Here is a 12,337-nt window from a genome sequence, read left to right as displayed (position 1 = left end):
CGCGAATATTTACAATAAATAAGGTAGACGGTCCTAACCGGAGCCTGATCCGCTTTATCAGCGGGTCAGGCATTGCGCCGTTTTGATTGGGCGCATCGAAATTACCAGGACGCCACCATGTCTCGCCAAGACGCGAACGCCGCCTTCGCCCTGTCGTCTTTTCTGCAGGGCACCAATGCCACCTACATCGATGAGATCTACGCCCGCTACGAGAAGGATCCCGCCTCGGTCGATCCGGAGTGGCAGGAGTTCTTTAAAAGCCTGAAGGATGCGCCGGCCGACGTGCAAAAGAATGCGTCGGGCCCCTCCTGGGCGCGCAGCAACTGGCCGGTCTCGCCGCGCGACGAACTGACCTCGGCGCTGGACGGCAACTGGGCCGTGGTCGAGAAGAAGGTCGGCGAGAAGATCGCGGCCAAGGCGCAGACCAAGGGCGTCGAACTGTCGCTGGCCGACGTCAACCAGGCCACCCGCGACTCCGTCCGCGCGTTGATGCTGATCCGCGCCTACCGCATGCGTGGCCACTTCCACGCCAAGCTCGATCCGCTCGGCATCGAGGCGCCGCGCAACCGCGAGGAGCTCGACCCGCGCTCCTACGGCTTCACCGAGGCCGATTTCGACCGCAAGATCTTCCTCGATCACGTGCTGGGCCTCGAATACGGCTCCCTGCGCGAGATCGTCGCGATCTGCGAGCGCACCTACTGCCAGACGCTCGGCGTCGAGTTCATGCACATCACGAACGCGGCGCAGAAGGCCTGGATCCAGGAGCGCATCGAGGGGCCGGACAAGGAGATCTCGTTCACCCGCGAGGGCCGTCGCGCCATCCTGCAGAAGCTGATCGAATCCGAAGGCTTCGAGAAGTTCTGCGACGTCAAGTTCACCGGCACCAAGCGCTTCGGTCTCGACGGCGGCGAGTCGCTGATCCCGGCGCTGGAGCAGATCATCAAGCGCGGCGGCAATCTCGGCGTGAAGGAGATCGTGCTCGGCATGCCGCATCGCGGCCGCCTGAACGTGCTGACCCAGGTCATGGGCAAGGCGCACCGGGCGTTGTTCCACGAGTTCAAGGGTGGCTCGGCCAATCCCGACGCGGTCGAAGGCTCCGGCGACGTCAAGTACCACCTCGGCGCCTCCTCGGACCGCGAGTTCGACGGCAACCGGATCCATCTGTCGCTGACTGCCAACCCGTCGCATCTCGAGATCGTCGACCCCGTGGTGCTCGGCAAGGTCCGCGCCAAGCAGGATCAGCATGGCGATCCGCCGGACATGCGCATCTCGGTGCTGCCGCTGCTGATGCATGGCGACGCGGCGTTCGCCGGCCAGGGCGTCGTGGCGGAGTGCTTCGCGCTCTCCGACCTGAAGGGCTACCGGACCGGTGGCTCGATTCATTTCATCGTCAACAACCAGATCGGCTTCACGACCTATCCGCGCTATTCGCGCTCGTCGCCCTATCCGTCCGACGTCGCCAAGATGATCGACGCGCCGATCTTCCATGTGAACGGCGACGATCCGGAGGCGGTCGTGTTCGCGGCCAAGGTCGCGACCGAGTTCCGGCAGAAGTTCCACAAGCCGGTCGTCATCGACATGTTCTGCTACCGCAGGCATGGCCACAACGAAGGTGACGAGCCGGCTTTCACCCAGCCGGTGATGTACAAGAAGATCGCCGGTCATCCGTCGACCCTGGAGATCTACTCCAAGCGCCTGGTCGCCGAAGGCGTCATGACCGAGGGCGAGGTCGACAAGGCCAAGGCCGACTGGCGCGCCCGTCTCGACGCCGAGTTCGAGGCCGGCACCTCCTATCGTCCCAACAAAGCCGACTGGCTCGACGGCAAGTGGGCAGGGTTCAAGTCTGCCGACCAGGAAGAAGAAGCGCGCCGCGGCGTGACCGGCGTCGAGCTCGACCGTCTCAAGGAGATCGGCCGCAAGATCACCAAGGTGCCGGACGGCTTCCGCCTGCACCGCACGATCCAGCGCTTCCTCGAGAACCGCGCCAAGGCGATCGACAGCGGCATCGGGATCGACTGGGCGACCGGCGAGGCGCTGGCGTTCTGCTCGCTGCTCCTGGAAGGCCACAAGGTTCGTCTGTCCGGCCAGGACAGCGAACGCGGCACCTTCTCGCAGCGTCACTCGGTCTTGATCGACCAGGAGGACGAGAGCCGCTACACGCCGTTCAACCATCTGGCGCCGGAGCAGGGCCATTTCGAGGTCATCAACTCGCTGCTCTCGGAAGAAGCCGTGCTCGGCTTCGAATACGGCTACTCGCTTGCCGAGCCCACTGCGCTGACGCTGTGGGAGGCGCAGTTCGGCGATTTCGCCAACGGCGCCCAGGTGCTGTTCGACCAGTTCATCTCGTCGGGTGAGCGCAAATGGCTGCGCATGTCCGGCCTCGTCTGCCTGCTGCCGCATGGCTATGAGGGCCAGGGCCCCGAGCATTCGTCGGCCCGCCTTGAGCGCTATCTGCAGATGTGCGCTGAGGACAACATGCAGGTGGTCTATCCGACCACGCCGGCGAACTACTTCCATGTCATGCGTCGGCAGCTGCATCGCGAGATCCGCAAGCCGCTGATCGTGATGACGCCGAAGTCGCTGCTGCGCCACAAGCGCGCGGTGTCGCGGCTCGAGGAGCTGGCCAAGGGAACGACCTTCCACCGCATCCTGTACGATGACGCCCAGATGCAGGCGGACGACAAGACCAAGCTGGTGCCGGACGATCAGATCCGCCGCATCGTGCTGTGCTCGGGCAAGGTCTATTACGACCTGTACGACGAGCGCGAGAAGCGCGGGCTCAACGACGTCTATCTGATGCGCGTCGAGCAGCTTTACCCGGTGCCGCTCAAGGCGCTGGTCGCCGAGCTCAGCCGCTTCAAGAACGCCGAAGTCGTCTGGTGCCAGGAAGAGCCGCGCAACATGGGCGCCTGGCATTTCATCGAGCCGTATATCGAGTGGGTGCTGAACCAGACCGGCGGCAAGAGCAAGCGTCCGCGCTATGCCGGCCGCGCCGCGTCGGCGGCCACCGCCACGGGCCTGATGTCGAAGCATCTTGCGCAACTGAAGGCGCTGCTCGACGAAGCCCTGAACTGAACCTGCCTATAGAGGCGCCCCGCAAGCCATGCGGGGCGCAAGTACATCGCGTTGATCGTCCGTCCCGCATCGCTTGCTCGCCGCAAGGCGATGGCGGACGGACTTTATGGCCGCACGGGTTATTGAGGATAAAAGACCATGACTGAAATTCGCGTTCCGACGCTGGGTGAATCCGTCACCGAAGCCACCATCGGCCGCTGGTTCAAGAAGGCTGGCGACGCGGTTGCCGTCGACGAGCCCCTCGTCGAACTCGAGACCGACAAGGTCACGATCGAGGTGCCCGCGCCGTCGGCCGGCACCTTGGGCGAGATCATCGCCAAGGATGGTGAGACGGTCGCCGTCGGCGCGCTGCTCGGCCAGATCACCGATGGCGCCGCGGCTGCCAAGCCGGCCGCTGCTGCTCCGGCTCCGGCAAAGCCCGCTGCCTCCGCGCCGCCGGCTGCGGCACCTGCGCCGGCCAAGGCGCTGCCAGCCGATACGCCGCAGGCCCCGTCGGTGCGCAAGCTCTCGGCCGAGAGCGGCGTCGATGCCACCACCGTGCCCGGCTCGGGCAAGGACGGCCGCGTCACCAAGGGCGACATGCTGGCCGCGATCGAGCGCGCCGCCTCGGCGCCGACTCCGGTCAATCAGCCGGCCGCCGCCGTGCAGGTGCGTGCGCCGTCGCCCGCTGACGACGCGGCGCGCGAGGAGCGCGTGAAGATGACCCGGCTGCGCCAGACCATCGCGCGCCGCCTCAAGGACGTCCAGAACACCGCGGCCATGCTCACGACCTTCAACGAGGTCGACATGACCAACGTGATGGCGCTTCGCAGCCAGTACAAGGACGTGTTCGAGAAGAAGCACGGCTCGAAGCTCGGCTTCATGGGCTTCTTCACCAAGGCGGTGGTGCAGGCGCTGAAGGACATTCCGGCGGTCAACGCCGAGATCGACGGCTCGGACCTGATCTACAAGAACTACTATCACATCGGCGTCGCCGTCGGCACCGACAAGGGCCTGGTCGTGCCGGTCGTGCGCGACTGTGACCACAAGTCGATCGCCGACATCGAGAAGGGCATCGCCGATTTCGGCCGCCGCGCCCGTGACGGCCAGCTCAAGATCGACGAGATGCAGGGCGGCACCTTCACGATCACCAATGGCGGCATCTACGGCTCGCTGATGTCGACCCCGATCCTGAACGCGCCGCAGTCCGGCATCCTCGGCATGCACAAGATCCAGGAGCGCCCCGTCGTGGTTGCCGGCAAGATCGAGGTCCGCCCGATGATGTATCTCGCGCTGTCCTACGATCACCGCGTCATCGACGGCAAGGAGGCGGTGACCTTCCTGGTGCGCGTCAAGGAGAGCCTGGAGGATCCGGCGCGGCTCGTGCTGGATCTCTGAGCAACGTCATATCTGATGCTCGAGAGGCGCGCCGAAAGCGCGCCTCAAACCTAACGGGGGCCATCATGACCGATCGAGTTGCAGTGATCACCGGCGGCAGCCGCGGCATCGGCCGCGCCACCGCCATTGCGGCCGCATCGCGCGGCTTCAAGATCGTGGTCGGCTACGCCTCCAACGAGGCGGCGGCGCAGAGCACGGTGGCCGCGATCGAGGCCAAGAACGGCAAGGCCATCGCGGTCAAATGCGACGTCGGCCGCGAGCACGACATCCTCGCTCTGTTCAAGGCGGCCGACAAGTTCGGTACCCTCGGCGCTCTCATCAACAACGCTGGCATCGTCGGCCCCACCACGCGCGTCGACGAGATGAGCGCGGAGCGCATCGAGCGATTGATGGCGGTCAACGTCACCGGCAGCATCCTGTGCGCACGTGAGGCCGTGAAGCGGATGTCGACGCGGCATGGTGGTCAGGGCGGCGTCATCATCAATTTGTCGTCGGTCGCGGCCAGGCTCGGCTCGCCCAACACCTATGTCGACTACGCCGCCTCGAAAGGGGCGATCGATTCCTTCACCGTCGGCCTCGGTCACGAGGTCGCGAACGAAGGCATCCGCGTCGCCGCGATCCGCCCGGGCCTGATCGACACCGAGATCCATGCCGCCGGCGGCGAGCCCGATCGCGCCCACCGCCTTGCCCCCATGGTGCCGATGAAGCGCGTCGGCACCGCGGAGGAAGTCGCCAATGCCATCGTCTGGCTGCTGTCGGACGAGGCCTCCTATGTCACTTCGGCCATTCTCGACGTGTCGGGCGGACGCTGACGACCGTCGTCATCTTTGACTGCAAGCTTACGGAACATTCGATCATGGCATCTTACGATCTCGTCGTCATCGGCACCGGACCCGGTGGGTATGTCTGCGCCATCCGCGCGGCGCAGCTCGGCATGAAGGTGGCTGTAGTCGAGAAGAACGCGACCCTCGGCGGTACCTGCCTCAACGTCGGCTGCATGCCCTCGAAGGCGCTGCTGCATGCCTCCGAGCTGTTCGAGGAGGCCGGGCACTCCTTCGCCAAGATGGGCGTCAAGGTGTCGCAGCCCGAGCTCGATCTGCCGGCGATGATGAACTTCAAGCAGCAGGGCATCGACGGCAACGTCAAGGGCGTCGAGTTCCTGATGAAGAAGAACAAGATCGACGTGCTCGTGGGCAAGGGCAAAATCCTCGGCACCGGCAAGCTGCAGGTGACCGGCAATGACGGCGCGGTGCAGACCGTCGAGACCAAGAACATCGTGATCGCGACCGGCTCGGACATCGCGCGCCTGAAGGGCATCGAGATCGACGAGACGCGCATCGTCTCCTCGACCGGCGCGCTGTCGCTGGAGAAAGTGCCTTCGAGGCTGCTGGTGGTCGGCGCCGGCGTGATCGGGCTCGAGCTCGGCTCGGTGTGGCGCCGCCTCGGCGCCAAGGTCACCGTGGTCGAATTCCTCGACCGCATCCTGCCCGGCATGGATGGCGAGATCGCGAAACAGTTTCAGCGCATTCTCGAGAAGCAGGGCTTTGCGTTCAAGCTCGGCGCCAAGGTGACCGGCGTCGATACGTCCGGGGCTACGCTCTCGGCGACCATCGAGCCCGCCGCGGGCGGAGCGGCTGAAAAGATCGAAGCCGATGTCGTGCTGGTGGCGATCGGGCGCGTGCCCTACACCGACGGTCTTGGCCTGCAGGAGGCCGGCGTGGTGCTCGACAATCGCGGCCGCGTCCAGATCGATCACCATTTCGCGACCAGCGTGCCGGGCGTCTATGCCATCGGCGACGTCGTCGCCGGGCCCATGCTCGCGCACAAGGCCGAGGACGAGGGTGTTGCGGTCGCCGAGATCATCGCCGGACAGGCCGGCCATGTGAACTACGACGTCATTCCCGGCGTTGTTTACACGACGCCGGAAGTCGCGTCCGTCGGCAAGACCGAGGACGAGCTGAAGCAGGCGGGCGTCGCCTATATCGTCGGCAAGTTTCCGTTTACCGCGAACGGTCGCTCCAAGGTCAATCAGACCACTGACGGCTTCGTGAAGATCCTTGCGGATGCGAAGACGGATCGCGTGCTTGGCGCCCATATCATCGGCCGCGAGGCCGGGGAAATCATTCACGAGGCCGCCGTATTGATGGAGTTCGGTGGCTCTGCCGAGGATCTCGCGCGCACCTGCCACGCGCATCCGACGCGGTCGGAGGCCGTCAAGGAAGCCGCGCTTGCGGTGGGCAAGCGGGCCATCCATATGTGATGGACGCCCGGAGACGCCTTCGGTGGGTGCGACAAAACGCCCGCTGGTGACGCTGAACCGAACGGCAAGGCGCGAGGTCGTATCGTCATAGCGGCCTCAACCCGCGGGGCCTGGCGGAGATGGAGTCCGATGCTGCGCCGCCTGCTTCAGCCGTTCTGGGTTTTGCTTGCGATCATCTTCCTGATCGAGGCTTGGCTGTGGGACCATCTCGAGCCGATCGTGGCGCGCATCGTCGCCGCGATACCGCTGCGTAGCTTCAAGCACTGGCTGGCCGGGCGCATTGAGACGCTGTCGCCGGCGCTGACCCTGATCGTCTTCGTCGTGCCGGTCGTGCTGCTGTTTCCGCTCAAGCTGATCGGCATGTGGCTGCTGATGCACCAGCAGTGGAAGTTTGCGCTGGCCACGATCGTGTTCGGCAAGATCGTCGGCGTCGGCGTCACCGCCTTCATCTTCGATGTGACGCGCAGCAAGCTGCTGCAGATGTCCTGGTTCGCGTGGCTCTACGAGGCCGTGCTCGCGCTGCGCAGGAAAGCCGCGGCGCTGGTCGATCCGATCAAGCAGCGCATCCGCGAGATCATCCGCGGCAATGCCGATGGCTGGTCATCGCGCGTGCTGCGCGTGATCATGCGCTTCCGCAGGAGCGTGCAGCAGGCGCGGTAGCGGTGGTCGCCACGTCGCAAAGCCAGTTGCTGTCGCTGACCTCAGTGCAGATGCAAGAGATGCGGCTGGAACAGGCCGAGCAACGTCATGGCAATACCGATCAGCGCGAGCCCTCCGGACGCCCAGGCCAGCACGAGCATGCCCGTGATGATCGTCGCTGACGCCAGCACGATGCCGATCTGGAAGGCGGCCGACGCGAGCTCATAGTGGTGGTACTTTGCGGTGGCGAGGTCGCGCTCGTGCTCGGCATGCTTGGCGCGTTCGGCCAGCTGCTCGCTGCCTTCGCCGGTCTCCGGCTCCGAGCGATAGCGCGCGGCATTCTTCTGCCAATCGTCGATCTGCTTCTGCAACGCCGCCTTCGCTGCCTCGTCAGGCAGCGCCGGCAAGCTCAGCTTGCCCTGCTCGGCGGCGGTCTGCACCACGGTGCGGCGAACGGTCTTGGCCTGGAAGAAGGCCCAGAGGTTCGAGGCCTCGACGTTCTTGCTGATCGATTCGGTCTGCGCGCCCTTGCCGAGCGTCTCCGAGAGCGCCAGGAACAGGGCTATGACGGCGATCAGCAGCGCGATCTTCTTGTTTTCGCCGGACGCATGCTCGGCATGCTCCGCATGCTCCATGCTCTCATGTGCGCTCATCTGTTCCCCTCCGGATCAAGCGCGAGAACGATTGCCGGAAGCTCGGTGGTCGCGCAAGGGAAACGATGTGACGGAACGGTGTCACCGCCGCGGATGCGCCGACGCGTAGACCTGGAGCAGCCGCTCCGAATCGATGCCGGTATAGATCTGGGTGGTCGACAGCGAGGCGTGGCCGAGCAGCTCCTGGATGGCGCGCAGATCGCCGCCGCGCGACAGCAGATGCGTCGCGAAGGAATGGCGCAGCGCGTGCGGAGTCGCGCTGTCCGGCAGGCCAAGCGCGCCGCGCAGCCGCTCCATGGCGAGCTGAATGATTCGTGGGCTCAGCGGACCGCCCTTGGCGCCCACGAACATCGGTCCCTCCGCGGGCAGCGGATAGGGGCAGAGCTTGGCGTACTCGTCGATCAGCTGCAGCACATTCTGCAGCACCGGCACCATGCGGGTCTTGTTGCCCTTGCCGGTCACGACCAGCACGTCGCCTTCGCCCGGCCGTGGCACCTCGCGGCGCTTGAGGCCGAGCGCTTCGGAGATGCGCAGGCCGGAGCCGTAGAGCAGGGCCATCACAGCGGCGTCGCGCGCCAGCACCCAGGTCTCCCGGGTCTCGCCGGCGCGCTCGTCGGCATCGGCGAGCCGCTTGGCGGCATCCATCGGCAGCGGCTTGGGCAGGCTCTTGGCGATCTTTGGCGCGCGGATTCCGGAGAGTGCGCCGACCTTGCCCTTGCCCTCGCGCTCGAGGAAGCGGCCGAACGAGCGCAGGCCCGCCAAGGTTCGCATCAGGGAGCGTCCGGCGATGTCGTCGGCGCGGCGCATCGCCATGAAAGCGCGGATGTCGGCTGCCTCCAGCCCGGCGAAGCGCACCAGCGTCACCGGCTCGCCCCAATGGGTGCAGAGGAATTGCAAGCACTGCCGCAGGTCACGGGCATAGGCCTCGACCGTCTTCGGCGACAGCCGGCGCTCGCTGCGCAGATGCGCCAGCCACTGCATCATGACCCGTACCACGCCCTCGTCGGCGCCGATGAGGTCGGTGATGTCGGGCGTCTCCGCCGCTGATGTCGTGGTCGCAGCCATCGCGAACAGCTCGATCTCATCTCGTCGAGTCATGTATATCCCACTATCGTCCTTTACCGTTCGCTAACTTTGCCGGGCGGCTTTCGCTTCAGCCAGAGCAAGGCTATCTCCGGCCTCATGGACCGCCCGACCGATCTCTTTCCAGGTGCAGCCAGCGCGACCGGCGTGGTCGACGTGCTGGTTCCGGTCGCGCTGGACCACACCTATTCCTACCGTGTGCCGCGCGGCATGGACCTGAAGCCTGGCGATGTCGTCGGCGTGCCGCTGGGCCCGCGCGAGGTGCTGGCGGTGGTGTGGGCCGAGAATGCCAATCCCGATCCGCGCCTGCACAACCGGCTCAAGGACGTCAGCGAGAAGCTCGATGTGCCGCCGCTCAAGCCGGAGCTGCGGTCCCTGATCGACTGGGTCGCCAATTATACGCTGTCGCCCCGCGGCATGGTGCTGCGGATGTCCCTGCGCATGGGCGAGCATCTCGGCCCGGAGCGCGTTCGCCTCGGCGTCCGGCTGGTCGGCGAGCCGCCGAAGCGGCTGACGCCGTCACGCCGCCGCGTCATCGACGCCGTTTCCGACGGCCTGCTGCACGGCAAGTCGGATCTGGCGCGCGAGGTCGGCGTGTCCGGGGGCGTGATCGACGGCCTGGTCGACGAGGGCACCTTGACGGTGGAGGCGATGCCGCGGACGCTGGCGCCGCCGGCGCCCGATCCCGACTTCGCCCGGCCGGAGTTCTTCGACGCGCAGCAGGCCGGCGTCGAGGCGATGCGGGCGCTGGCCGCGAGCGGCACGTTCCAGGTGGCGCTGCTCGACGGCGTCACAGGGTCAGGCAAGACGGAAGTCTATTTCGAGGCGGTGGCCGAAACGGTCCGCCGCGGCCGGCAGTCGCTGATCCTGATGCCGGAGATCGCGCTGACCGGCCAATTCCTGGAGCGCTTCTCGCGCCGCTTCGGCGTCCGCCCGCTGGAATGGCATTCCGAGCTGACCCCGCGCAACCGTCAGCGCAACTGGGCTTCGATCGCCGCCGGCGAGGCGCCGGTGGTCGTCGGCGCCCGCTCGGCGCTGTTCCTGCCCTATGCCGATCTCGGCCTGATCATCGTCGACGAGGAGCACGACCAGGCCTACAAGCAGGACGAGGGCGCCCATTACCACGCCCGCGACATGGCCGTGGTGCGCGGCCACATCGCCAAGATCCCGGTGGTGCTGGCGTCAGCGACGCCCTCGGTGGAGACCGAGGTCAATGCCCGCAAGGGCCGCTACCAGCGCGTGGCGCTGCCGTTGCGGTTCGGCGGCCAGCACATGCCGCATATCGAGGCCATCGATCTCCGGCGCGAGCCGCCGCCCCGCGGCCGCTACATCTCGCCGCGGCTGGCCGGCGAGATCCGCACCGCGATCGAGCGCGGCGAGCAGGCGCTGCTGTTCCTGAACCGCCGCGGCTATGCGCCGCTCACCCTGTGCCGCGCCTGCGGTCACCGCTTCGCCTGCACCATCTGCGACGCCTGGCTGGTCGATCACCGCTTTCGCCAGCGGCTGGTCTGCCACCATTGCGGCTTCTCGATGCCGCGTCCGCCGAGCTGTCCGCACTGCGCGGCCGAGGAATCGCTGGTCGCGGTGGGACCCGGCGTGGAGAGGTTGCAGGAGGAGGCGGCGGCGCTGTTTCCGGAGGCGCGCAGCATGGTGCTGTCGAGTGATCTGATCACCTCGATCGAGACCATGCGCGCCGAGCTGACGGAGATCGCGGAAGGCCGCGTCGATCTCATCATCGGCACCCAGCTCGTCGCCAAGGGGCATAACTTTCCGCGGCTCAATCTCGTCGGTGTGGTCGATGCCGATCTCGGCCTCGGCAATGGCGATCCGCGCGCCGCCGAGCGCACCTGGCAGCTCCTGAACCAGGTGATCGGCCGCGCCGGCCGTGAGCAGGGGCGAGGCCGAGGCTACCTGCAGACCCACCAGCCCGAGCATCCCGTCATGAAGGCGCTGGTCGCCTGCGACCGCGAGGCCTTCTACACCAGCGAGATCGACGTCCGCGAGCGCACCGGCTATCCGCCGTTCGGGCGGCTCGCGAGCCTGATCATCTCGGCCGGAGACCGGCCCACCGCAGAGGGCTTCGCCCGCCGGCTGGTCGCGTCGGCGCCGCGCGAGGAGGGTGTGCTGCTGCTCGGCCCAGCCGAGGCGCCGCTTGCGGTGATAAAGGGCCGCTACCGCTTTCGGCTGCTGCTCAAGTCGGCACGCAATTTCGACCTGTCGGATTATCTGCGCCACTGGCTGGCGCATGCCGAGAAGCCCAAGGGCAATCTCAAGCTCGAGGTCGACGTCGACCCGCAGAGCTTCCTGTAGCGCTCGGCGCGCTCTCCACCGTCATCGCGAGGAGCGACGCGACGAAGCAATCCAGAGTCCAGACCCGGCCCTGGATTGCTTCGCTGCGCCGCTGCGCTCGCAATGACGCGTAAATAGATTCTGGTGCCTTACGACACGACCTCAGCGGTGACGCGGCCGACGCCGGCGCGGGTCAGGCCGATGGCGCGGGCGGCGCCGGTCGAGAGGTCGAGCACCCGGCCGCGGATGAACGGGCCGCGGTCGTTGACGGTGACGATGACGCTGTTGCCGCCATGGGTCACGCGCAGCTTGGTGCCGAACGGCAGCGAGCGGTGCGCGCAGGTCATGGCGTTGGCGTTCATGCGCTGGCCGGAAGCAGTGCGGCTGCCGGACTCGTTGCCGTAGTACGACGCCATGCCGGAAAAGCTGCGGCCGGTGCCGGACGACGGCGTGACCGCTGCGTTGGAGTTCATCCACGAGGAGCCGTTGGACGACCATCCGTTCGAGAACGAGTCGGCCGCGGGCTGAGCAGCATGGCGCGACATGTGGTGATGGTGGTGGCGAGCGTGGTGCTGGTGGTGCCTGGACCGGGCCGAGGCTTCGGTGGCGCTGCCGCCGACGATCAGCGTCACGGCAACAGCGAGCGCGGTGCGCGAGCCGGCGATCTTGCCAGCCGAGATGTTCTTCAGTTTCAGCATCTATGTCCCTCGAACAGTATTGCCGCGTTCTGCGGCCAGTGAACCCCCGTCAGGTGTTGAGGCGGGCGCCGTTTGGTGGGGCAATGAGGCGTGAATGGGGCAGTAGAAATTGTTTCGCTCTGATCGAAACATCTTGCATCGCGGTCTACTCATCACGGAAAATTCCGTAATCCGTTGCTATAACGTTTCATTAACGATTAAATACTTTCAAATACTGTTGAGTTAAGTTCTCGCTTAGGACGTCAAGATGTCAGCAAGTAATG

The 12,337-nt window shown here is 66.2% G+C and carries 9 protein-coding genes; 6 read left to right on the top strand and 3 right to left on the bottom strand.

All coding sequences use genetic code 11. The features are described 5' to 3' along the window. Nucleotides 1-117 precede the first annotated feature (117 nt). The 5 genes from QX051_RS19795 to QX051_RS19775 all read left to right on the top strand — a co-directional run bounded on the left by QX051_RS19795 (nucleotide 118) and on the right by QX051_RS19775 (nucleotide 7,372). On the top strand, nucleotides 118-3,075 hold the full coding sequence (locus QX051_RS19795; RefSeq protein ID WP_315777282.1) for a 2-oxoglutarate dehydrogenase E1 component: 2,958 nt from the start codon (nucleotides 118-120) through the stop codon (nucleotides 3,073-3,075). Between the two features lie 138 nt (nucleotides 3,076-3,213). After that, nucleotides 3,214-4,452, top strand: a complete 1,239-nt coding sequence (gene odhB / locus QX051_RS19790) for a 2-oxoglutarate dehydrogenase complex dihydrolipoyllysine-residue succinyltransferase (RefSeq protein ID WP_315740710.1) — start codon at nucleotides 3,214-3,216, stop codon at nucleotides 4,450-4,452. Nucleotides 4,453-4,517: 65 nt separating this feature from the next. Next, complete coding sequence (locus QX051_RS19785; RefSeq protein WP_315770549.1) at nucleotides 4,518-5,264, top strand: SDR family oxidoreductase; 747 nt, start codon at nucleotides 4,518-4,520, stop codon at nucleotides 5,262-5,264. Between the two features lie 44 nt (nucleotides 5,265-5,308). Further along, complete coding sequence (gene lpdA, locus QX051_RS19780) at nucleotides 5,309-6,712, top strand: dihydrolipoyl dehydrogenase (RefSeq protein WP_315777281.1); 1,404 nt, start codon at nucleotides 5,309-5,311, stop codon at nucleotides 6,710-6,712. A 129-nt stretch (nucleotides 6,713-6,841) separates the two neighbouring features. Beyond that, nucleotides 6,842-7,372, top strand: coding sequence for a hypothetical protein (locus QX051_RS19775; protein ID WP_315740714.1), 531 nt, complete (start codon nucleotides 6,842-6,844; stop codon nucleotides 7,370-7,372). Between the two features lie 41 nt (nucleotides 7,373-7,413). Here QX051_RS19775 and QX051_RS19770 read toward each other — a convergent pair whose 3' ends face one another. Both QX051_RS19770 and QX051_RS19765 read right to left on the bottom strand, forming a co-directional pair. Beyond that, nucleotides 7,414-8,004 (bottom strand): DUF4337 domain-containing protein, encoded by a 591-nt coding sequence (locus tag QX051_RS19770; RefSeq protein ID WP_315740715.1) that lies wholly within the window; start codon nucleotides 8,002-8,004, stop codon nucleotides 7,414-7,416. 81 nt (nucleotides 8,005-8,085) lie between these two features. After that, on the bottom strand, nucleotides 8,086-9,069 hold the full coding sequence (locus tag QX051_RS19765) for a tyrosine recombinase XerC (protein WP_315777345.1): 984 nt from the start codon (nucleotides 9,067-9,069) through the stop codon (nucleotides 8,086-8,088). A 117-nt stretch (nucleotides 9,070-9,186) separates the two neighbouring features. Between QX051_RS19765 and QX051_RS19760 the strand changes: the two genes are divergently transcribed. Then, nucleotides 9,187-11,397, top strand: coding sequence for a primosomal protein N' (locus tag QX051_RS19760; protein ID WP_315777280.1), 2,211 nt, complete (start codon nucleotides 9,187-9,189; stop codon nucleotides 11,395-11,397). Between the two features lie 128 nt (nucleotides 11,398-11,525). On the opposite strand, the gene QX051_RS19755 is transcribed toward QX051_RS19760, so the two are convergent. Further along, nucleotides 11,526-12,074, bottom strand: coding sequence for a septal ring lytic transglycosylase RlpA family protein (locus QX051_RS19755; RefSeq protein WP_315740717.1), 549 nt, complete (start codon nucleotides 12,072-12,074; stop codon nucleotides 11,526-11,528). Between the last annotated feature and the right edge of the window lie 263 nt (nucleotides 12,075-12,337).

It is taken from the genome of Bradyrhizobium sp. SZCCHNR1053 (genome assembly GCF_032381235.1).
GTDB lineage: Bacteria > Pseudomonadota > Alphaproteobacteria > Rhizobiales > Xanthobacteraceae > Bradyrhizobium.
This window is presented reverse-complemented; position numbering and strand designations above follow the sequence as displayed.